23 protein-coding genes are annotated in these 23,327 nt (G+C 38.7%); 21 read left to right on the top strand and 2 right to left on the bottom strand.

Going from position 1 to position 23,327, the window contains the following annotated elements; genetic code table 11:
• Positions 1-84: 84 nt before the first annotated feature.
• From FAZ25_RS07015 to FAZ25_RS07035, 5 genes are all read left to right on the top strand, one after another.
• The gene (locus tag FAZ25_RS07015) at positions 85-1,959 is read left to right on the top strand and encodes a beta-glucoside-specific PTS transporter subunit IIABC (RefSeq protein ID WP_133424686.1); all 1,875 of its coding nucleotides are present in this window, start codon (positions 85-87) and stop codon (positions 1,957-1,959) included.
• The gene (locus FAZ25_RS07020) at positions 1,959-3,413 is read left to right on the top strand and encodes a family 1 glycosylhydrolase (protein ID WP_004908756.1); all 1,455 of its coding nucleotides are present in this window, start codon (positions 1,959-1,961) and stop codon (positions 3,411-3,413) included. Before FAZ25_RS07015 ends, FAZ25_RS07020 begins: the two co-directional genes overlap by 1 nt.
• Before the next feature lie 11 nt (positions 3,414-3,424).
• Positions 3,425-4,285, top strand: coding sequence for a PRD domain-containing protein (locus tag FAZ25_RS07025; protein WP_004900629.1), 861 nt, complete (start codon positions 3,425-3,427; stop codon positions 4,283-4,285).
• A gap of 146 nt (positions 4,286-4,431) precedes the next feature.
• The gene (locus tag FAZ25_RS07030; protein WP_099044523.1) at positions 4,432-6,633 is read left to right on the top strand and encodes a Tex family protein; all 2,202 of its coding nucleotides are present in this window, start codon (positions 4,432-4,434) and stop codon (positions 6,631-6,633) included.
• A complete protein-coding gene (locus FAZ25_RS07035; RefSeq protein ID WP_133424687.1) occupies positions 6,630-7,199 on the top strand; it encodes a GNAT family N-acetyltransferase in 570 nt (189 codons plus the stop codon). The genes FAZ25_RS07030 and FAZ25_RS07035 overlap by 4 nt, the downstream gene beginning before the upstream one ends.
• A 44-nt stretch (positions 7,200-7,243) precedes the next feature.
• On the opposite strand, the gene FAZ25_RS07040 is transcribed toward FAZ25_RS07035, so the two are convergent.
• Entirely contained in the window at positions 7,244-8,128 is an 885-nt protein-coding gene (locus FAZ25_RS07040) for a YitT family protein (RefSeq protein ID WP_004900620.1), read from the bottom strand.
• Between the two features lie 104 nt (positions 8,129-8,232).
• Between FAZ25_RS07040 and FAZ25_RS07045 the strand changes: the two genes are divergently transcribed.
• The 15 genes from FAZ25_RS07045 to FAZ25_RS07115 all read left to right on the top strand — a co-directional run bounded on the left by FAZ25_RS07045 (position 8,233) and on the right by FAZ25_RS07115 (position 21,191).
• The gene (locus FAZ25_RS07045) at positions 8,233-8,730 is read left to right on the top strand and encodes a hypothetical protein (protein WP_004905228.1); all 498 of its coding nucleotides are present in this window, start codon (positions 8,233-8,235) and stop codon (positions 8,728-8,730) included.
• Between the two features lie 20 nt (positions 8,731-8,750).
• Entirely contained in the window at positions 8,751-9,557 is an 807-nt protein-coding gene (locus FAZ25_RS07050; protein ID WP_004908744.1) for a bifunctional hydroxymethylpyrimidine kinase/phosphomethylpyrimidine kinase, read from the top strand.
• Positions 9,557-10,057: an ECF transporter S component gene (locus FAZ25_RS07055; RefSeq protein WP_004905225.1), complete on the top strand. Its 501-nt coding sequence runs from the start codon at positions 9,557-9,559 to the stop codon at positions 10,055-10,057. Before FAZ25_RS07050 ends, FAZ25_RS07055 begins: the two co-directional genes overlap by 1 nt.
• 68 nt (positions 10,058-10,125) lie before the next feature.
• Positions 10,126-11,316 carry an isochorismate synthase MenF gene (locus FAZ25_RS07060; protein ID WP_004908742.1) on the top strand — a complete coding sequence of 397 codons (1,191 nt, stop codon included), beginning with the start codon at positions 10,126-10,128 and terminating at the stop codon, positions 11,314-11,316.
• On the top strand, positions 11,306-12,931 hold the full coding sequence (menD, locus tag FAZ25_RS07065) for a 2-succinyl-5-enolpyruvyl-6-hydroxy-3-cyclohexene-1-carboxylic-acid synthase (RefSeq protein WP_133424688.1): 1,626 nt from the start codon (positions 11,306-11,308) through the stop codon (positions 12,929-12,931). Before FAZ25_RS07060 ends, menD begins: the two co-directional genes overlap by 11 nt.
• The gene (gene menH, locus FAZ25_RS07070) at positions 12,924-13,730 is read left to right on the top strand and encodes a 2-succinyl-6-hydroxy-2,4-cyclohexadiene-1-carboxylate synthase (protein ID WP_004908727.1); all 807 of its coding nucleotides are present in this window, start codon (positions 12,924-12,926) and stop codon (positions 13,728-13,730) included. The genes menD and menH overlap by 8 nt, the downstream gene beginning before the upstream one ends.
• Positions 13,723-14,820, top strand: coding sequence for an o-succinylbenzoate synthase (menC, locus tag FAZ25_RS07075; protein ID WP_004908724.1), 1,098 nt, complete (start codon positions 13,723-13,725; stop codon positions 14,818-14,820). Before menH ends, menC begins: the two co-directional genes overlap by 8 nt.
• 66 nt (positions 14,821-14,886) lie before the next feature.
• Positions 14,887-15,576: a class I SAM-dependent methyltransferase gene (locus FAZ25_RS07080; RefSeq protein WP_004900595.1), complete on the top strand. Its 690-nt coding sequence runs from the start codon at positions 14,887-14,889 to the stop codon at positions 15,574-15,576.
• Positions 15,573-16,361: a Nif3-like dinuclear metal center hexameric protein gene (locus tag FAZ25_RS07085; protein WP_305798203.1), complete on the top strand. Its 789-nt coding sequence runs from the start codon at positions 15,573-15,575 to the stop codon at positions 16,359-16,361. The genes FAZ25_RS07080 and FAZ25_RS07085 overlap by 4 nt, the downstream gene beginning before the upstream one ends.
• Before the next feature lie 76 nt (positions 16,362-16,437).
• Positions 16,438-17,691, top strand: a complete 1,254-nt coding sequence (gene pepT, locus FAZ25_RS07090; protein ID WP_004908718.1) for a peptidase T — start codon at positions 16,438-16,440, stop codon at positions 17,689-17,691.
• Positions 17,692-17,785: 94 nt separating this feature from the next.
• The gene (locus FAZ25_RS07095) at positions 17,786-18,709 is read left to right on the top strand and encodes a GDSL-type esterase/lipase family protein (RefSeq protein WP_004905210.1); all 924 of its coding nucleotides are present in this window, start codon (positions 17,786-17,788) and stop codon (positions 18,707-18,709) included.
• Positions 18,691-19,302: a YpmS family protein gene (locus FAZ25_RS07100; RefSeq protein WP_004900585.1), complete on the top strand. Its 612-nt coding sequence runs from the start codon at positions 18,691-18,693 to the stop codon at positions 19,300-19,302. The genes FAZ25_RS07095 and FAZ25_RS07100 overlap by 19 nt, the downstream gene beginning before the upstream one ends.
• Entirely contained in the window at positions 19,289-19,516 is a 228-nt protein-coding gene (locus FAZ25_RS07105; RefSeq protein ID WP_004900582.1) for a YozE family protein, read from the top strand. Before FAZ25_RS07100 ends, FAZ25_RS07105 begins: the two co-directional genes overlap by 14 nt.
• A 45-nt stretch (positions 19,517-19,561) precedes the next feature.
• The gene (gene ylqF / locus FAZ25_RS07110) at positions 19,562-20,401 is read left to right on the top strand and encodes a ribosome biogenesis GTPase YlqF (protein ID WP_012305246.1); all 840 of its coding nucleotides are present in this window, start codon (positions 19,562-19,564) and stop codon (positions 20,399-20,401) included.
• Between the two features lie 7 nt (positions 20,402-20,408).
• Complete coding sequence (locus tag FAZ25_RS07115; RefSeq protein WP_085699168.1) at positions 20,409-21,191, top strand: ribonuclease HII; 783 nt, start codon at positions 20,409-20,411, stop codon at positions 21,189-21,191.
• Between the two features lie 15 nt (positions 21,192-21,206).
• On the opposite strand, the gene FAZ25_RS07120 is transcribed toward FAZ25_RS07115, so the two are convergent.
• Positions 21,207-21,851 carry a Crp/Fnr family transcriptional regulator gene (locus tag FAZ25_RS07120; RefSeq protein WP_004900572.1) on the bottom strand — a complete coding sequence of 215 codons (645 nt, stop codon included), beginning with the start codon at positions 21,849-21,851 and terminating at the stop codon, positions 21,207-21,209.
• 95 nt (positions 21,852-21,946) lie between these two features.
• Here FAZ25_RS07120 and FAZ25_RS07125 point away from each other — a divergent pair, with 95 nt between their 5' ends.
• Positions 21,947-23,296 (top strand): FAD-dependent oxidoreductase, encoded by a 1,350-nt coding sequence (locus FAZ25_RS07125; RefSeq protein WP_192269279.1) that lies wholly within the window; start codon positions 21,947-21,949, stop codon positions 23,294-23,296.
• Positions 23,297-23,327 lie beyond the last annotated feature (31 nt).

The raw sequence follows: 23,327 nt of genomic DNA on the forward strand, positions 1-23,327 counted from the left end.
GTGATTACTAAGTTGTTTTATGGATTCGGCTTTTTATTTGACCTTGATCACGTCAAATAAAAATAATCAATTTGGAGGCAGAAAATGGCAATAGATCAGAATAAACTAGCAAGTGACATACTTCTTGCAGTTGGTGGACAGGCGAATGTTGAAGATTTGGTACATTGTTCGACACGCTTACGTTTTACATTAAGAGATGACAGTATTGTTGACAAAGAAAAAATTAAATCATTAACTGTTGTTTTAGGTTTAGCACAAACCGGTGGTCAGACTCAAGTAGTTATTGGTAATGATGTTGCTGATACCTATAATGCTGTGAAAAAACTGTTATCTGAAAGTAATAATGATAACCTAACGGCCACAGGAACTAAGCAAAACAAAAAATTATCTGCTATTGTGCTTGATTTTATTATTGGAATTTTTCAACCACTAATTCCAGCGATTGCAGGTGGTGGTATTTTAAAGTCATTTTTAATGTTAGCTAATATGTTAGGCTTAATGAGTGACACGACACAAACCTATAAAATTCTTTATTTTGTTGGTGACGCACCATTGTACTTTTTACCGTTATTAGTAGCAATTACAACAGCTAATAAACTAAAAGTGAATCCTTTAGTAGCCGTTTCAGCAGTTGCAGCATTGCTTACCCCAAATCTCGCAACGATGTTAGCTAGTAGCGGGGGTGGACATCTCTTCTCGTTTGGTATTAAAAACATTACATACGCATACCAAGTGTTCCCAGCAATTTTAGCTATCTTAGTTTATGCGCAGTTAGAAAAATACCTCACCAAAATAACACCTAAAGTTATTAGAGGCTTCTTTGTACCAATGGTTAGTTTATTGATTGTGGTCCCCTTAACACTACTCGTTTTGGGACCAATTGGTTATACTTTTGGGCAAGGGTTTGCAGCTGTTATTCTATTTATTTTCTCAAAATTTGGTTGGATTGCTGTGGCTATATTAGCGGCTGTATTACCATTCATGGTTGTCACAGGCATGCATAAGGCAATGATTCCCTATGTGGTCACCTCGCTTGGTCAAACTGGTAAAGAAGTGATTTATAATGCTGCTTCACTGGCACATAATATCTCCGAAGCTGGTGGTTCATTCGCTGTTGCTTTAAGAACAAAAGATAAGGGGCTTAAGGCGACTGCTTTATCAGCTGGTATATCAGCACTGTTTGGTATCACAGAACCAGCTATTTACGGTGTAACTATTTTGCATAAGCGTGTACTATATGGTGTAATGATTGGTAGTTTTATTGGTGGCGCTTCATTGGGATTAATGGGTGTTGAGGCATATGTCGCAGTTGGGCCTGGTTTAGCCAGTCTATCAATGTTTATTTCTAAAACTTTACCAAACAACCTCTTGTTTGCCGTTATTGGTTTAATTATTTCTTTCATTGCTTCATTTACTGCTGTAGCAATATTATGGCAAGATCCTGTTAATCAAAAAGACGCATTATTATCTGAAAACGAAGCGCCCACTAACCGTAGTGTGATTTTGCCATCACCTATGGCGGGGAAAATCATACCACTTTCATCTGTTAATGATGCTGTTTTTTCGAATAAAACATTAGGAGATGGTGTTGCGATTATACCTTCGGAGGGGAAACTATATGCACCAACTGATGGTCTTATTGAGATGGTTTACAACACAAATCATGCTATTGGTATGAAAACAAGCGAAGGAGATGAAATCTTGTTTCATATTGGTATAGATACCGTTAATTTGAAAGGCCAGTTCTTTGATGTTGCTGTTACAGCTGGTCAGAAAGTCAAACAGGGTGATTTGTTAGTTCGTTTTAACCGTGAAGGTATTAAAGCGGCTGGGTTTGACGATACAACAATGATAATCATTACAAACCCTCAGGGTGCATCATTGCAACTAAGCAAGGATGCAAAAAAATCAACAAAATCAAAGAACCATGATAATGTAAAAGGATTGGAGACAGTTTAATGAGTTTTAAAGCAGATTTTTTATGGGGTGGCGCTATTGCGGCAAATCAAGTCGAAGGTGCTTGGCGTGAAGGTGGTAAAGGCATATCTGTCGCAGATGTTGCTAAATTTAAACCCCATTTGGATGTCAGCGATTATGCAGGCCATAACGCGGTGACATATGAGGATATTATACAAGCTGAAAAGTCTAGCGACGAAACTTATTATCCCAAACGTCGAGGAATAGATTTTTACCATCATTATGAGGATGATATCGCGCTATTTGCTGAGATGGGATTTAAAACGTTACGTATTTCCATCGCTTGGACACGTTTATTTCCAACAGGCGAAGAAATTGAGCCTAATCCTCAAGGTGTGGCTTATTATCAATCAGTGTTTAAGGCATTAAAAAAGCATCATATCGAACCTATTGTGACTTTATCACATTATGAAATGCCATTATATTTAAGTAAAAAATATCACGGTTGGTTAGATCGTCGGTTGATTGATTTCTTTGTGACATATGCGCAAGCAGCTTTTGAATCTTTTGGCGAGTACGTTAAATATTGGTTGACCTTTAATGAAATTGATAGTGTCGGTAGGCATCCATTTATCACCGCGGGATTAATACCGGATCAAATACCTGATGATAATTTAGAATCAGCTGTCTATCAGTCGTTACATCATCAATATGTGGCGGCAGCTAAAGCTACAACATTATTGCACCAAATGAGTCCAAGTAGTCGGATGGGCTCGATGTTGACAAAATTAACGACCTATCCAAACACAGCTAATCCAGATGATGTCCTACTTGCTTTACAGCGTAACCTAGACAATTATGCGCCAGCAGATGTTCAAGTATTTGGCACCTACCCACCACTGTATGAACGTTACTTAAAAAATAAAGGGATTGAAATTAAAAAGGGCAAAGATGATGATGCCGTTTTAAAAAAAGGGACAGCAGATTATCTTGCTTTCAGCTATTATATGTCAAGAACCGAATCTGCCGACCCAACAAAGGAAAAAGCAGCTGGTAACACGATTATGAGCGTCAAAAATCCTTACTTAGCTTCAACTGAATGGGGGTGGCAGATAGACCCAGTTGGCTTAGAAATTTCACTATTAGAACTTTACGATCGATACCGTGTACCATTGATTGTGGTTGAAAATGGCATGGGCGCAACTGATAAAACTAATGTCGATGGCACAATTAATGATGATTATCGCATTAACTATTTAAAAGCACATATTGCAGCGATGTCGCGTGCCGTATCTCAAGGAGTGGATTTGTTTGGTTTCACGAGTTGGGCGCCAATTGATAGTATCAGTGTTTCCACATCTCAAATGTCGAAACGGTATGGCTTCATATATGTTGATCAAGATGATTATGGTAAGGGTACGCGCAAGCGTTCAAAAAAGGCGTCATTTTATTGGTATAAAAAGGTTATTGCATCAAACGGTGCGGACCTAGATTAGGGGTTAAGCTGATGCTGGTAAAAAAATCATTAAATGCCAATGCGGTTATTGCTGTAGATAACCAGCAACAAGAGTTTATTCTATTTGGAAAAGGTATCGGGTACGGTAAAAAAAATGGGGACAAAGTGGATGAATCTATTGTCAACCAAACATTTATGCCGTTAAACAATACGGAAATAAAAGAGTATGTTCAGCTCTTAGAAGCAATTCCAATTACAATTTTAGATGCGACCCGGCGTATTGTATCTGAGGCAGAAAAACGGCTCAATACTAAGCTTAACCCAATGCTATACATCATGCTAAGTGATCATCTTAATTTTGCGATTGAAAGAGCAATGACGGGCATAAATATTACCAACCGTGCATTTTGGGAAATGAAAAACTATTACCCTGAAGAATTTGATTTAGGTCTTTTTGCTTTACAAGTTATAGAACAACAAATGAACATTGTCTTACCAGAAGAAGAAGCTGCTAATATTGCTTTTCACCTTATCAATGCGCAAACAGCAGAGGGTATTAAAAAAGATGGTTTGAATTACGCCAATTTAATTTCAAGTATGACAACTATTTTAAGACATAGTATGGGGCAAAATATTGATATTGAAAGTGTTCATTATCAACGCTTTATTACACATTTAAAATTCTTTGCGGAACGTTTTTTTGCCGATAAGATGCTCATTGATGATAACAGTAAACTATTTGAAACTGTGGCCACTGCTTATCCAAAGGCAACGGAAGTTGCTTTTACAATAAAAGATTATCTAACAACAGTTTACGATAAGAAAATGACAAAAGAAGAACTCACTTTTTTGATTGTCCATATTAATCGATTACGTAATGCACAAGAAATAGATTTAAAAAATAAAAAATAATATTTAAGAAGACGTGTTGACTTTAGCGATACGTCTTTTAAATTAGACATTTGAAGCCTAATATGAAAATAAGTTATAATGGACTTATTCGTACGATAAAAGCTGAATGACAATTAATTAATCACTTCTAGAAAGAAAAATAAATAATGATTAGCGTAACCGATTTAATAAATTATGATATAACTGATACCGATTTAGCTAAGCAGGTAGCCAAGCACTTGACAATAGGTGTTAAGCAAACAACTGCGACGCTAGAATTGTTACGTGATGGTGCAACAGTACCATTCATTTCACGATATCGCAAAGAAATGACGGGTGGCCTTGATGAAGTCCAAATTCATGACGTTCAAGTCACAGCACGCCATATAAAGGATCTAACTGATCGCAAGAAGACAGTGTTGAAAGCCATTGCCACACAACAAAAATTGACAGCAACCTTACAAGCGGCTATTATCACAGCAGCAACCCTGCAAGATGTTGAAGACTTATATTTACCATATAAACAAAAAAAACGTACAAAAGCCATGATTGCCAGAGAAAATGGGTTACAGCCACTAGCTGATTTTGTCCTGACACATTTATCTGAAGAAATACCAACAGAAGCATATATTAATGACGCGTTGGCTGATGCTGCTGCTGTCTTGGCTGGCTTACATGAAATAATAGCCGAGCAAATTGGTGAAAAAGCCATCTATCGTCAGTGGTTGCGTGAGCGTATGCAGCGTGATGGTTTTTTAACTGTTACAGTTAAACGTGACGGTGAAGAGAAAGATGCACAAGGTGTTTATGCGCAGTACTATGATTATAGTGAATCATTAAAATCACTCCAAACGAATACTTTTCGTATTTTAGCTGTGAACCGCGGTGAAAAAGACGGTGTCTTGAGTGTAAAAATTGATTTTTCTGAAGAGCGTATGCGTCACTTTATACAAATTAAGGAGCGCAACGGGCAAGGCGACAGTGGTGAAGGGTATCAAGTATTACTTTCAGCAATTGACGATGCTTACAAACGTTTTATCCAACCGGCAGTCGCGCGTGAATTACGTCAAGAGTTAACAGTGTTGGCTCAAGGACAAGCAATTAAGGTTTTTGGGGACAACTTATATCATTTACTGATGCAAGCACCACTGAAAAATAAAATTGTTATGGGATTTGATCCCGGATTTAGGACTGGTTCCAAATTAGCAATTATTGATGCAAATGGCCGTTTTTTAAAAAAAGAAGTTATTTATCCACATAAGCCAGCTAGTGAAAAGCAGCGACAAGAAGCAGCCAAGCGTTTTCAAAGTTTGATACACGAGTTTGATGTGGCATTAGTTGCAATTGGCAATGGCACAGCTTCTCGAGAGTCGCAGGAATTTGTGGCTAATAACTTACCAAGTGGCGTGCAATATAGTATTGTCAATGAAGCTGGGGCTTCTGTTTATTCTGCTTCTGAAGAAGCACGCTCAGAATTCCCACAGCTTCATGTTGAAGAACGATCGGCTATATCGATTGGTCGGCGTATACAAGACCCTTTGGCTGAATTGATTAAAATTGATCCAAAGTCAGTTGGTGTTGGACAGTATCAACATGATTTGAATACTAAAATGCTTGATGAGCAAGTAGGCCAAGTTGTTGAGAAAGCGGTCAATCAAGTTGGTGTCAATTTAAATACGGCTAGCGTACCATTATTAACACATATTGCTGGTCTTAATACAACCTTAGCACAAAATATTGTAGACTATCGTGATAATAATGGCGTGTTCACATCACGTATTGATTTGAAAAAGGTACCTCGACTTGGACCTAAAGCTTATGAACAAGCCGCTGGCTTTTTACGTATTTTAGATGGTAAAAATATTTTAGATAATACAGATATCCACCCAGAAAGTTATGCTGCTGCTAAAAAATTATTAGACCTCGCAGATATTACAGCACAACAATTAGCGACGGCCCCTGCAAATGAACGTTTGACGCGCTATGACAATCAAATGACAGCGAATCAACTAGGTATCGGTATAGAAACACTACATGATATTGTTGGCAGCCTAAAAAAGCCGGGCCGTGATGGGCGTTCAGAAATGGTGGGCGCTTTATTAAAATCTGATGTATTGCATATTGAAGATTTGCAACCAGGCATGAAATTACAAGGCACAGTTCGTAACGTTGTTGATTTTGGTGCCTTCGTTGACTTGGGAGTGAAGCATGATGGCTTAGTCCATATATCTCGGCTAGTTAAACGCCGCGTTAAGCACCCATCTGAGATTGTTTCAGTTGGAGATATTGTTAACGTTTGGGTTGTTGAAGTTGATCAAAAAAGGCAACGTATTGGGTTGACAATGATCGCCCCAGAGGAGAAAGTATGATAATAACCTATGCTTCAGAAGAAGATCAACAGGCTATTTTAGATCTGGAACAGGTCATTTTTAATGATATGGAACTAGCAGTTTACGATGAACTAACGGTTACTGAGGTTCAAAATGCTTGGCAAATTGCCGTTAGGCAATCTGATAAAAGCCGTTATCATTATAGTCGCGCCATAGTTGCCAAGGATAATGAGGGCTTGCTGTTAGGCGTCTTATTTGGTTATCCCGACACCGATGAGCCTATTTTAGATGAGGCAGTTCAAAACGTTTTGGCTGACAAGTATAGCTATCATCGTTGGCTGTTTAGTGACTCTGAAGTTTTTGAGAATGAATGGTATATCGATTCTATCGTTGTTGCATCATATGCGCGAGGCCAGGGTATTGGTAAAGCGTTAATTGCCGCAGCCAGTAATCATGCGCAACAGGAAGGCCATCAACTGATTGGCTTGAATGTTGATGACAGTAATCCTAGGGCACAAAAATTGTATGAACGTTCAGGATTTAAAGCAGTTGGTCGTTTAAAAATAGGTGAACATGTTTATACACATATGCAAAAACAATTATAAAAAGCAGGGCTACCTTTAATCTGGCAGACCTGCTTTTTTGGACGTTAAAATAGTATAAATTTTTTCTTTGGACGTAAGTAAGAAAAGCCTTCGCCCAACTGTTCCTGTGTAGCAAAAATGGACACAAAAGCTTTAGGATCAATTTCTTCAATAATATGTTGCACTGTATTAACTTCAGACGGGTCGACAACTGCGTATACAACGCGTTGTTCGCGATGAGAGTATCCACCTTCGGATTTTAGTAAACTCGTGCCGCGCTCAAGTTCATCCATGATGGCATGTGAAATTTCTTCGGGATAATCAGTAAAAATCATAAATGACCTTGCAGCATAGGCGCCTTGTTGTGTTAAACCAACAACTTGTGCGAAAACAAACGAAGCAATTAGGGTGTACATCATATGCACAATATCAATGTAAACTAATGATAGTAACAACACAACCGCATCTAAAGCAAACATTGTACGTCCAATTTGGATACCGAATTTTTGCTCCATGATACGTGCAACAACGTCCGTACCACCGGACGTGCCACCGAAACGAAAGACTATACCTAAGCCAATACCGGCAATTAAACCAGCTAACAGACCGGCGATTAGCATATCTTGATGAAGCGCTGGCGGCATGGGTATCATTTGCCAAACATAAAGCCATATGGACAACGATGAAATTCCCCAAATTGTATAAATCAGTGAGCGACGACCTAATACCCGATACCCTAATATAAGCAGTGGGATATTTAAAATCAAATTGGTATAAGCAGGATTCCATTGAAATAAGGCACGTAAAATCAAAGTAATACCAGAAATACCGCCTTCTGCAAGACGGTTAGGGATATTAATGTTGATCAGCGCCCAACCGTAGAAGCCCGTACCAATGGCAATCATGAGTATATCTTTTATTGCGATACGTGCTAAGTTTGTGTTCTTCATACGCAGTAATTCTCCTAGAAAGCATTACCTTAATCTTATCATAAAAACTATTGGCAGTATTAAGTTGTTATTTGGTATAATAGTAGAAACTGAGAGGTGTATTTATGACAGATAATAATTATCATCGCCCAAAATTCCGTCAAAAGCGTCATCGCGTTCGCAATACTTTTATAGGTGTTGCGGCGTTACTTATTATAAGTTTAGTTGTTTTCATTATTGTTGGTTATGCTTCTTCTCCCAAAACGACTGCACCAATCGCTCAAAAATCGGTCCAGAGTAAGACCATTGATGAGACGATTGATTCAGGCAGTAGCCAGAATGGCCAATCAGCAGAAAGTAGTCAGCCAGCATCGTCTAGCCGGTCGGAGTCATCGGCAAGTAGTTCAAGTCACCAAAATGCTTCAAGTCGTCAAGATAAGCAAGATGACAGTATTAAGGAATCAGCACAATTAAAAGGTAAATCAATTTCTGAAGCCATTAATTGGGCTAAAGCCCATGGCCGTTACTACTCATGGTCGATTACTTCGGGCGGCCAAGATGCTATTGTAACAAGTGTTCATGATGACGGACATAATATTAGCTTTGTGGCATCTGCTAAATAAAGAATAAGGAATATATTGATATGCCAGATAAAATTTTAACAATTGCTGGCTCCGATTCACTGAGTGGTGGCGGGATTCAAGCTGATTTAGCAACATTTTCAGAGTATGGTTATTTTGGTTTAGCAGTAACAACTGCCATTGTTACCGTGACGACTAAAGACTTTCAGGTTTTTCCAATAGCACCGCATATTATTGCTGAACAACTTAATTCTGTTTTGGCTTTAGACGATATTCGAGCTATTAAGATTGGCTTTTTGCCTACTGTAGCCAGTATTGAGATTGTTGCTGAACATCTTCAGCACATTAAAAATATACCAATTATTGTTGATCCAGTGATGGCCTTTAAAGAAACACAGATAGTTGACACGCATTTTTTAGCCAAAGCACTCACAGAAAAAATATTACCATTTGCGACGATATTGACACCTAATCTCAAGGAGGCTGAAATATTGTCTGGTCATGATATCAGTGATGTGAATGACATGAGAAATGCTGCGAAAGAAATATTTCAGCTAGGGCCAACATATGTTGTTATTAAAGGTGGCAGTCAAATTTTAGGAAATCAGGCCGTAGATGTTCTTTATGATGGGCACCAGTTTAGTCTATTTAAACAAGACAAGATAGTAAGAAGCCAGCCTTATCATAGTGGTGCTGGATGTAGCTTATCAGCAAGTTTGGCTGCCAATCTGAGTCAAAATAATGTGACTGTTAATCTGGCGCTATCAGACGCAAAAGATTTTGTTTGGCAGGGTATTAAACATGGTGTTAAGTTGAATGATCAATTTGATTTTGGTAATGTTTGGCAAGGCGCACGGAGGTCTTTGTGATGGGACAAAAACATCAAACTAGGTGGTTAGCAATTATAGCTGTGATTATTGCTTTTAATGTGGCACTTTCTTATGTGGTTAAAATTCCAGTGCCAGCAACGAATGGTTTTGTCAACTTAGTCGAAGCAGGTATTTTTGTTGCGGCTATGTTAGGCGGGGCTAAAAGTGGTATGATTGTTGGTGGTTTAAGTGGCCTGTTACTTGATTTGTTTGCTGGTTACCCACAGTGGATGTTTTTTTCTCTAATCATTCATGGACTTGAAGGTTTAGTTGTTGGTTATTTTGGTTTCCAAAAACAACTGTTAAGTCAAGTTGTTGGACTAGTTGTTGGTTCAAATATTATGGTGATTGGTTATATGTTAGCAGGCACGTTACTATATAACTGGACTGCCGGAGTTGCTTCGATTATTGGAAATGTTGCGCAAGCAGTTATGGGGTTAATTGTTGCCTTAATATTGATGCCTATTTTCAAGCGACTGCCGCAAATTAATTTAAAATGATAAAATTAAAAAAGCGACGGGTACGATTGCCTGTTGCTTTTTAATATGATGAGGTAGGTAGATTCAACATGCAGTATACTTTTACACGGCCATTAAAGTCTAATGATGAGCATTCGTTGTTAGTTATGCTTGATACTTATGCTATTAGTGCTTATTTTGAAACACCTAATCAAGACAAAAAGTTATTTGCTTATGGGGCAGAAAAAATCTCTAACGATTTTAACAATATTAATGGAGAAATTATATTTGGTGGACAACAGTTTAACCAAACTTATTTTAAAGACTCAGTTTTGATGAATGGCTTTTGGTTTTTACCAACCATATACGTTGAATTGACGGAGTCAAGTCTCACTTTTCATTCTGAGACCATAAATGATTTTGACAGCTGGCTAATCAAGACAAAACAGCTTCTCAAACAGCAGGTTAGCATACTTAATACACAGGATGAAGAAGATTGGCCGACACGAACTCAAATGCTAATTACTGATTTAAATAGCGATGCAGAAGTAAAAAAAGTCGTTTTTGGTCGACAACGGCAAAATCAATTAAGTAGACCGCTATATGCTGCTAAGCTTATTATGGCATTGTCTGTGCAGCAAAATACATATCATGTTGTCTTGAAGAATCAGAACGAATTATTTGTATCTGCCACACCAGAAAGATTGGTTAAGGTATCGTCAGGATATTTAGAAACTGCTGCCTTAGCTGGCACAATTAATCGTGGCCTAACACCATCTGAAGATCAGTTACTTGGTGAATCATTGTTAAGTAGTGTTAAAAACAGACAAGAACATGCCTATGTTGTTCATGAACTTAAGCAAAAACTTCAAACGATGACAACATGTTTAGATGTTCCGGAAACACCTATTCTGCTAAAAAATAAGCAGGTGCAACATTTATACACACCCATTAATGGCAAGTTAGCGCAATATGGCATCACTGATATCATGACAGCATTGCATCCCACACCCGCACTCGGGGGCGTGCCAAAAGCACTGGCGTTGGCTTATATTAACGCACACGAGAAGCAGCCTCGTGGTCTATTTGCGTCACCAATTGGTTATTATACTGGCAGTGGTGATGGAGAATTTGCTGTTGGCATTCGGTCGATGCTAATCAACCAGACAACCAGAATAGCAACGTTATTTGCAGGTGCTGGCATAGTAGCTGATTCAATTGCAGAAGAGGAATACGAAGAAACAGGCTTAAAATTTGAGCCTATGCAACAATTACTAAAGGATTATAATCATGGTGAATGATACATTAACGATAAATACAAAACATTTACTATATGCTTTATATGCAAGTGGGGTCAAACATTTTGTTGTGTCACCGGGCTCAAGAACCACACCAATTGCGCTCATGTTAGCTGAATATGAACGTCAAAATTCAGAAATTGTGGTGTATATTGATGTCGATGAACGCTCAGCTGGCTTTTTTGCTTTGGGTATTGCCAAAACCAGACGAGAGCCAGTAGTAGTTTTGGGTACTTCAGGGACAGCCATTACAGAATATATGCCTGCCGTGGCCGAAGCCAAGGTCTCACATATACCATTAATCGTACTTTCTACTGATAGACCAGCTGAGTTACAAGATAATGGGGCGCCACAGACGTTGCCTCAACATCGCCTGTTTGGTGAATTAACGCCTTATTTTGTTTCTTTTACCTTGCAAGATGAGCATGAAGATAATACTGCATATATTGATTACATGACGCAAAAGCTTGTGCATTCGGCAATGGATACGGGACAACCACTACAAATTAATTTACCTTTGCGCAAACCGCTAATGCCTAAATTACATGATAGTCATGATGTGTCAATTACGCCATTGACATTTGAAAAAACTCATATTCATATATTACCAATAGTTATTAAACAAACACATGTTGTCATTCTTGCAGGACCCAATGAGGCGGCCGATTATAAAGATGAATTACTACAGTTTTCACGTGATCATCAGGTACCGGTTATCGCAGATATTTTAAGCCGAGCAAGAACAACAGATACAATTTTCGGCGTTGATTCATTGATTAAAGCACACTATTTAACAGATGAGTATCGCCCTGATTTAGTCATTCGTTTTGGTGGGACGCCAGTTTCAGCTCGCGTCTTGCAATGGTTACAACGAGAAAATATACCTGTTTGGCATGTTGATGGGCATGCTGGTAATGATCATTCAAGGCACGTGACGCGCGCTTTTCAAATGACGCCAACAGCATTTTTAACCCAGTTGGCATTGACTAACGATATGACATTTTATCAGCGATGGCAGCAGCTCAATGATATACCACGTCACGCTGTGGGTGAAGCAAGTGTTTCGTGTATGCTCAATCGCATATTGCCTGAAAATACAGCAGTATTCGTAGCAAATAGTATGGCTATTCGTGATATGGATGATGTATTTTCCGGAAGAACAACACAAAAAATTTATGCTAATCGTGGTGTTAATGGTATTGATGGGGTAGTTTCAACCGCATTAGGCATGAGCACAGTGAGCTCACAACGTAGTATTTTGTTGACCGGTGATTTAACGTTGTTTCATGATATGAATGGCTTAATGATGGCGAAAAAGTATCAATTGAATATTGATATTATTGTGATTAACAATAATGGTGGTTCAATTTTTTCTTTTTTACCGCAATCTCAGGCTGATGAGTACTTTGAAGACATGTTTGGGACACCTTTAGATCTTGATATGTCTAAAGTTGCTTATTTATATGACATGCCTTACGTACAGTTGAAAGGGGCAGCAGCGTTGGGGGAATGCCTCTCTCATCAAGTACATGGCCCTAGATTAATAGAAATTAACTTTGATCGTCAAGAAAATGTTGCCAACCATCGTGAGTTATTGGAATTAAACCAACATGAATAAAATTCAGATAATACGTCACTATCCATATCAAATCCACTACCAAAAAAATAGTAATGTGCCAAAACGCTGGTTACTGCTCCATGGCTTCATGGGCTCATGGCATGATTTTGATGATATTATCACGCAACTGCCTGGTGAAGTGTTGGCACTGAATTTGTTAGGCTTTGGCAATCAAGCACCTACCATAGACGATTGCCAGCGGTTTACAATGTCTGAACAGATAAAAGATCTAACTATGATTTTAGATAAATATCAATGGCCGCAAGTGACTATTTTAGGTTACTCCATGGGTGGCAGGTTGGCGTTGGGGTTTGCTTTAACGCACCCCCAACGAGTGAGTCAATTGTTACTTGAAAGTACAACAGCAGGCATTGATTCAGTAACTGCTCGGAAACAAAGACAACAAGCTGATTTGACGAAAGCAACGTTATTATTGGACAACTTTGAGGCATTTGTTTTGAGATGGGAAAAGTTGCCCTTATTTAAAACACAGCAAGATATGCCTTTAGAAAGTAAACATAAAATGCGACGACAACGTATGGCACAAAACCCAAAAAATGTTGCACAAGCTTTAATCTATATGGGTACTGGGTCACAACCTAATTATTGGCCATACTTGGATAAAGTAGACTTTCCAACTACAATTATTGTAGGAGAGCATGATCAAAAATTTAACCTAATAGGTGATAAAATGATGGCCTTAATACCCCAGGCAAAGAAAATAGTTATTGCTGGTGCTGGTCATAATGTTCATTTTGAACAGCCTAAAGCATTTATAGAGGCAATGCAGTATGTATAAAATAGCAAATCTAATATGGCTGCCGATTCAATTATCACTCAAGCAACCATTCAAAACAGCGCAACAATATACAACTAATCGTGAATTAACACTTATCAAATTAACTGTTGTCGATACCATAAGTCATCGTACCGCGGTTGGGATTGGTGAGGTGCAGTCGTTTACTGATTTTGGTTACGCGCTAGAAAATCAACGAACGAGCCGAGAAATAATCACATCAATAATCACGCCATTCATTAAAACAATAGCATTTCATACACCAATAGAATTTGCAGACCAACTTGCCAATCAAATCCCCCACGGCTCATTTGCTAAGGCTGGGGTGGAAATGGCTGTTTGGGATGCTATCGGTCAATTGACACAGCAGTCATTGAGAGAAATGGTTAATGGTATTAACCTGCAAGTACCGGTTGGCATCGCGCTTGGTGTTAATAGTAGCCCGACTGAGATAAAACAGGCGATGGTCGATGGCTATCGTCGAATTAAATTAAAAATTACACCAGAAGTATTAAGGCAATTAAAAGCACAACATTATTTTGAGCATTTTCCTGAGCAAAAATTTTCGCTCGATGCAAATGGCAGTTTTGCGCAGTCACCAAATGAGTTATTATACGACTTACCACAAAATATTTGTTTTATTGAGCAGCCATTTACAAGTCATGATTTTGTTCGGCATGCAGCTTTTCAGGCAAAAACAAAGCAAGTATTGAGTTTAGATGAAAGTATCAACAACTTAGATGATATTAAGACACTGATTGCCTTGCAAGCTGCACAAGCAGTGACGATTAAGCAAGGGAAAATTGGTGGTATTACCGCCGCTTTGCGTGCCATCAAACTTTGCCATCAAGCTGGCATAAGACCTTGGATTGGGGGCATGTTAAGTAGTAACATTGGCAGAGCCGTTGATTTAGCTCTGGCCAGTTTACCAGAAATCGCTTTTCCAAGTGACATTTCCGATAGTCAACGATATTTTGAACAAGATGTATCGGAAACATCTTTTACGCAAGAAAATGGCTTCATAGCCGTCCCTAATCAGCCTGGTATAGGCATTAAACTGTATCAAGAAATTGATGACAGGTTGGCTTTTTAAGTAATTTATGAGAATTAAACAATAAAACCAAGTAGCATGATATAATATTATTAAGGATTTTTAATTATGGATAGTTTAAATTTATCGCCTCGCCTAGCAATGGTCGCCCGCTTTGTCACGCCTGGTGCTCGGATTGCTGACATCGGCTCTGATCACGGCTATTTACCAGCACATCTTTTGCTCAATCAGAACATTACATATGCTGTTATTGGTGAAGTGGCATCGGGACCACTTGAAAATGCAAAGCATGAGCTTGACAGACGTCATTTAACCGCTTACACACAAGTGCGATTAGCCAATGGATTAGCCGCAATATTACCAGAAGATAACGTGACAGAAGTCACCATTGCTGGTATGGGCGGTATTTTAATTTCTGAAATTTTGTCAGCAGGATATCAGCGACATCAAAAATTCGAAAAACTGATTTTACAGCCAAATACTGATGAGCAGGTTCTGAGAACTTGGCTTGAGCAACATCATTACCAGATTACAGCCGAAGATATTGTTCAAGAGGGCAAGCATTTTTACGAGGTAATTGTAGCGCAACCAGGGGAACAAGTACTTTCAGAAACGGATAGATTATTTGGCCCACTGCTGAGAAAACAACAAGCACCGGCTTTTTTTGCTAAATGGCAAAAGGAGTTACAACGCATTGAAACCATATTTGATAATTTAGCAGCTGCTGATAAAGTTGAAACCTCTGCCTATCAAGAATGGCATATACGTTATACACAAATACAGGAGGTCTTATCGTGATTCAAGCACAAGATTTGATTGCTGCTATCGAAAAATTTGCCCCCAAAAAATTAGCAGAGTCTGGCGACCCAACAGGGTTACAAATTGGGGATCCCAATCAATCAATTTCGCGAGTGATGACAGCCTTGGATGTCAGACCAGAAGTTGTTCAGGAGGCAATTGCAAAAAATGTCGACTTTATATGGGCACATCATGAGGCAATGTTCTTTCCCGCTAAAAATTTAGATTTAAGCCAACCACAAAATAAGATGTATGCTGACCTGATTAATAATCACATTGTTGTTTATGCATCACACACCAATTTAGATAGTGCACAAGGTGGATTAAATGATTGGTTAGCTGAAACATTAGGCATAAAAAATGTGGTACCCTTAATACCTAATGATGATAAAGTGACTGGATTAGGACGGGTTGGTGAATTAGACAAGGCACTATCAGTGAAGGCATTTGCAAAAACTATGAGTCAGTTATTTCAGGTTAAAACAGTTCGGGTCATCACAAAAGATTTGAACAAACCCGTAAAAAAAGTGGCGGTGCTTGGCGGTGACGGTGGTAAATGGTGGACAGTAGCACAACGTGCAGGCGCAGATGCTTACGTTACGGCAGATGTTTATTATCATACAGGACATGATATATTAGCTCATGACTTTACGGTTATCGATCCCGATCATCATATGGAAGCCATTGCTAACCGCTATATGGCAAAAAAAATCACAGCTTGGTTTGGGGATGAGTTAGTGGCCTTTGAAACGGGTATCAATACCGACCCTTATACCTATATTTAAATATTATGGGGACGTCCGGACATATTGTCGACCAAAACTTGAAAGGATAAAGCATATTTAAGTGCAATACAAACTTATGACTTCAGAGAAATTTCCTAAATTAATTAATCGTTTTTTGAATTATGTTGCAGTAGATACACAATCAGACGAGCAGGCTAAAACCATCCCTTCCTCACCAAAAGAAGTAGCTTTTCTAGCCGATTTATCTGCGGAGCTTCAAGCAATTGGCTTGCAACATGTTCGTACGATGGCAGATGGTTATGTATTTGCTGAATTACCAAGTAACATTAACAATGACAAAGTGCCTACAATTGGATTTATTGCGCATGTAGATACAGCAGATTTTAACGGTAAAAATGTTAAACCACAAATTATTGAAAATTATGATGGCTTTTCAACAATTAAATTAGGACATAGTGGTTATGAACTCAGTCCTTCAGCCTTTCCCAATCTTAAAAAGTATACCGGACATACCTTGATTACGACTGACGGCACAACATTATTGGGCGCTGATGATAAGGCAGGTGTGGCAGAAATTATTACAGCTGCCGAGTATTTAGTAGCTCATCCAGAAATTGAGCACGGTAATCTCCGTTTTGCTTTTGGTCCGGATGAAGAAATTGGTATTGGTGCGGATCATTTTGACACGGAGGCTTTTGGCGCAGACTTTGCTTATACAATTGATGGTGGGCCCGTTGGCGAACTAGAATGGGAAACTTTCTCTGCCGCCGGTGCAACTGTTACCATACAGGGGCGTAATGTTCATCCTGGCACAGCCAAAGATACGATGGTAAACGCGATACAAGTTGCCTTTGATTTTCATGCACAGTTACCGGAAAAGGAACGCCCAGAACATACTAGCGGACGTGAAGGATTTTGGCATGTGATGTCAATTACAGGTAATCCAGAGACAGCTGAGTTACGTTATATTGTGCGCGATCATAACCGTGCTAAGTTTGAAGAACGCAAACAAAGAATGCTGCATATCGCTGAAAACTTGAATAAAGTCTTTGGTACAGAACGTGTGACAGTTTCACTTAATGATCAATACTATAATATGGGTGAGATACTTAAAGATGACATGCAATCTGTTAATTTGGCTGAGCGTGCAATGCAGGCTTTGAATATTGAGCCAATTATCGAACCAGTTCGTGGTGGCACTGATGGTTCTAAGATTACATTCCTGGGTCTCCCAACGCCAAATCTTTTTGCTGGTGGTGAAAACATGCACGGCCGCTTTGAGTTCATTTCAACAACTGTTATGACACAAGCAACCGAGACTATCTTGAAAATTATTGATATGGCACAAGACACAACACAAGTTGACTAATATGATATCTATCTTAGTAAGAGCTATTGTTTGAAGACGCAATAGTTCTTTTTTGGTACAATAAAGAATAGAACATTTTTTGGGGGAATTTAGTATGAAGAAAAAAATACTAATGATATATCTTCCTATACTAGTAATTTTAATTGGGTTAGGATACTTTTGGTACCATTGGCAAACAAATGCCACAATACAACGTGCAACACCAAGACAAGCAGCAAAAGTAGCCAAGGTAAGCGCCGTTAATTTTGTGGCATTAGGGGACTCATTAACAGAAGGTATTGGCGACGATAAAAACGAGCAGGGTTATTCGGGACGAATTGCTCAAAAAGTTAAACAGACCTATGGTGTTTCAGTCACAATGCAAAATTTTGGTTTAGCTGGTGATCGTTCAGATCAGATAAGAAAGCGGCTGAATCAAAAAGGCAATATACAGGTCGCAGTACAACATGCTAATGCTATTATTTTAACGGTGGGGGGCAATGATTTACAACAATTACTGTTGCAAAACATGTTTTCCAAAACACCGGAAGATTTGACGAAAACTGTGGTAAGGGGTAAACAGGCATATCAAGGGAAACTCACATCATTATTTAGTGATATTCGTCGACTAAATGCGCAGGCCCCTATCTTTATTTTTGGAAATTATAATCCTTTGTTTGTTCACTTTCCAAAACGTACAGACTTTAATCAAGATGTGATGCTTTTTAATGCGGTTAACCAGAAGGTTGCGCGACACGATAAAGCTAGTTATTATGTTGGGACATTTGATTTAACGTACGGTCAATATCAGACAAAAGCCGATAGAGAACGGTTAGTTGAAGAATTTGATAAATCAGATTTGGGGAATGCTGATTTTAAAGATATCCAAGCTGTCTTAGAAGACAAAAATAACGTGTCAAATCAATGGATTAGTACGATAGATAATTACCATCCTAATCATATCGGCTATAATTATATGGCCACACAACTTTTTGAATATTTGCGAAAGGAACAAGTCACATGGCTAACCAAACATTAACAAGGGGAAGTCAACCGCGTCAAAAAAAGTCACCATGGTTCTGGGCTTTTTGGACGCTATTAGGAATTATTATTATCACCTTGCTAGGCAGTGGTTTCGTGGCCACCCAAGCTGTTAAAGTGACAGATAGCCAATCAAAAATTGCTAGTACAGATGCCACATTTGACGTTACTTTGAATAAGAAGCAGGTTAATGCTTTAGTAGCATACTATCTTAATGATTCCCGCACATCAAACTATCAATTCCGGGTCGAAGATAATATTATGATGTATGGCAGTTCTAAATTTTTGGGGCAGACTTTTAAAATTGGGATGATCTTATCACCTGAGGTGACCAAAAACGGCAATATTATTTTAACAGCTAAAAAAATGGCCATTGGCAATTTACCATTACCTATCAGCACTGTGATGTCTTATGTTAAGACAAATTATCATGCACCTAAATTTGTCACTATCAATCCAAGTAAGCAACAAATATTTGTTGATATGACGAAATTGCCCGTTGTGAAGGGCATGTCATTTCGTGCTAAGATAATTGACCTTAAGACAGATCAATTTGTTTTTCAGGGAGGATTAGTTCATGATCAAAAGTGATCGATCATTTTATAACTGGCTGATGACGCAACGTAACCCAGTTGCAACAGATGATATACAGCAATTTGCTAACAATGCCTTTTTGGATTCTACTTTTCCAAAACAGAGTGTTGACTTTGATGATATTTCCAATTATTTAGAAGAAAACACAACCTACTTAATGAGTATGGTGACTTTTGATCAAGCATGGGAATTATTTCAAGCACAACGATAAAAAAGGAGTAACGTTGCCAGCATATATGGCAATATAAAAAATCTCATGGCACAAATTATTCAATGGTTCCCTGGGCACATGGCGAAAGCCTTTCGTCTCATGCGGGAAAATTTAAAGTTAGTTGATGTTGCTTTTGAATTGGTTGACGCCCGCATTCCGGACAGTTCTCGTAACCCTGAAGTCGACAAATTAATCGGTGGAAAACCACGTTTACTGATTATGACCAAAGCCGATTTGGCTGATCCTGAGCAAACACGACAATGGAAAGCAAAGTTCGAATCAGACGGTCATACTGTTCTTGTCTTAGATACACGAGATCCAAGAACGCCACAATTAGTAACCAAGGCGGCACGTCGTGCTGTTGAAGCAAAAACAGCAGCGCAATTAGCACGTGGTATTCAAGATCAACCGATACGTGCGATGATTACTGGTATCCCAAACGTTGGAAAGTCAACCTTGTTGAATCACTTGGTCATGAAAAATGTGGCGCCAACTGCTGACAGACCAGGTGTCACGAAAAAAGTGGCTTGGCTAAAAACACCGACAAAATTAGAACTGTTAGATTCGCCTGGTGTTTTATGGCCAAAATTTGAAGATCAGGCCATTGGTATGAAGCTTGCATTAACTGGTGCAGTAAAAGATACGATTTTTTCAAAAGATGACGCAGCGCTCTTTTTAATTAGTTTTTTCAGAGATTATCGCCCAGAAGCAATTGTAGCGCGGTATCATTTAGAAGAAAATGCTTTTGAACAAGACAATGTTCAAATTTTATTAGCTATTACTAACAAGCTTGGATTTAAGGACGATTATGACAAAGCTAGTGAGCGACTACTAAACGATTTACGTAAAGGTAAGCTAGGCGCGTTCACATTGGATGAACTGTAAACTTCACATGACTGAAACAATTGCGACAATTAAAGAAAAACTAGCCAGTCTAGCAGACCCTCATGATGCACGTTTGCAGACCTGGCGACAGGATAAGCGGTGTGGTGTCCAAAAAGCAATAGCGCTTTGGGAAAAGCGGTTGGCGCTAGCACGAAAAAAGCAGGCTGATTTTAACCAACGCTTTAATTTTGAACGAGATTACTGGCTAAAAGGCGTTGAATTAGTAGCAGGCGTTGACGAAGTGGGTCGCGGACCATTAGCGGGTCCTGTCGTTGCAGCAGCAGTTATTTTACCACACGATTTTAACATCGTTGATGTTATAGACTCAAAGCAAGTAGCCCAGCATAAGCGAGAACAGTTATACGAAATTATTCTAGATCAAGCTGTTTCAATTGGTATTGGTAGTGTTGATGCGAAGACGATTGATGAAATTAATATTTATGAGGCAGCGCGTCAAGCGATGACGGAAGCAATCAATAACTTGGCACCACAGCCACAGGCACTATTAATTGATGCCATGCAAGTTTATTTGGATATAACACAACAATCTTTAATCAAAGGGGATGCCAGAAGTAATTCAATTGGTGCAGCTAGTATAGTTGCGAAAGTGATACGTGACAAAATGATGACGGACTATGATAAAGTATATCCAGGTTACGATTTTGCCCAAAATGCGGGGTATGGGACTAAAAAGCATTTAGCAGGGATTGATAAGCTTGGGGTCACACCAATTCATAGGCGGTCATTTCAACCTGTTCATGATGCGATTGTAAATAAAAAGAACTGTTAAAGCAGTTCTTTTTATTTACAATAAAGTGACTTCTCGCTTATTAAGTTTTATTTTACCGTCTCGCGTTAGTTTATTAAATAAGCGGCTTAGTGTTTCCGGTGTAATATGTAGCGAGGCAGCAAGTTCTTTTTTGGTAACGTCTAGATGAAATGTTTTGCTCATACGAATTGCAGATAAATCTTCAAAGTATTGTACGAGTCGTTCATCAGCATTTTGTAATGATAAACTAATTTGACGTTGTTCAAGCGCCGTCAGACGTTCTCCATAAGTATTCAACATTTTTAAAGCCAATGAAGTATTTCGGTGTAATAATGCTTGGAAATCTTTTCGACGAATCATGCAAATGGCAGAATCAACTTTAGCGCGTGCAAAATGATGATGTTTAGCATCTGTAAAAATAGATGCTTCGATATCCATTTGGTGATTAGTTAGTGAATAAAGCAGTAACTCTTGGCCGTTATCGTTCACGTTAAAAATGTCAACTTGACCAGAATCGACGACGAAAAGCGCTGATAAATCATCGTCTGGTTCATAGATATAGCTTCCAGCTGAATATTTCTTTTGATGTGTTGAGATAGTGACCAGTTGTGCAATAATATCGTCAGGCAAATGCGAAAAAATCGGAGCAGCTTTCACACAAGCAAATTCAGAATGTGACATATTTCACTCTTTCTTGACATGAGTCAATTTTTTGTTATTCATTTGATTATACAATAGATATATAAAATTAGTTGGTAATCTTTTGGAGGCAGTATATGAAAGTCATTATTATTGGTTCGACACACGCAGGCACAGCAACAATAAAATCTATTTTAAAGCATAATAGCGGGGTAGAAATTGATGTTTATGAGAAAAATGATAATGTGTCGTTTCTTTCTTGTGGCATTGCTTTAACAGTACAAGGTGAAGTAAAAGAAATCAATGATTTGTTCTATTCTTCGCCTGCTATACTTGAAGAAGCAGGTGCTAATATTCACATGAACCATGAAGTAACTGCTGTTGATACCATTAATAAAACAGTATCAGTCACTAACTTGGTGACAGGCGTATCATCAGTTGAAAGTTATGATAAATTAGTTGCGACAACTGGATCTTGGCCAATTATACCGCCAATTCCTGGGATAGAAGATCAACGTATTGTATTGTCTAAAAACTATACGCATGCGAAAGCCTTAATTAATTATGCTAATGATGATCGTATTAAGCGAGTGGTTATCATTGGCGGAGGTTATATTGGCACAGAATTAGTCGAAGCTTTCAATGTCAAGGGGCGTGAAGTGACGTTGATTGATAACCAGCCAACGGTGTTAAACCGGTATTTTGATCACGAATTTACTGAAAATGTCGCTGAATTATTTCAATCTCATGGTGTGGCTGTGGCAACCGGTAAAATGGTTGAAAGTTTTGAAAGTCAAGATGATGCGGTTATTGTCAAAACAAATGACGGGAATTTTTCAGCTGACTTAGTTGTGATGTCGGTTGGCTTCAAACCAAATACTGGATTGTTTGCGGGACAACTAGGTATGACTGGCAATGGCGCGCTATTAGTCAATGATTACATGCAAACAAGTAATCCAGATGTCTTTGCTGCTGGTGATTCAGTCGCGGTGCATTATAATCCAACAGGAGAGAATGCGTACATCCCCTTAGCGACAAATGCAGTACGTCAGGGAACATTAATTGGCTACAATCTTATGTCACCGAAAGTTAAATATATGGGAACGCAATCAACATCCGGACTAAAGTTATATGATTTAAATATGGCTTCATCTGGCTTGACTGCAGCCCACGCGCAAGAACTAGGAATCGATGCGGATAGCATCACGATGACAGATAACTTCCGACCAGAATTCATGTCATCAACGGAGCCAGTTTTGATGAGTATTACATGGGAACGTCAAACACACCGTATTTTAGGTGTACAATTGCAAAGTAAATATGACATTGCACAGTCTGCCAATGTTGCTTCAATTGCCATTCAAAATCGCATGACATTGACCGATTTAGCATTCGTGGATATGCTATTCCAGCCTTGGTTTGATAGACCATTTAACTACTTGAATCTTTTAGCGCAAGCAGCCCTAGATAAGGTTGAAAGCGAATAAAAAAGCACACCTATTCTGCGGTGTGCTTTTT

Source organism: Leuconostoc sp. LN180020 (assembly GCF_014844115.1).
Lineage (GTDB): Bacteria > Bacillota > Bacilli > Lactobacillales > Lactobacillaceae > Leuconostoc > Leuconostoc citreum.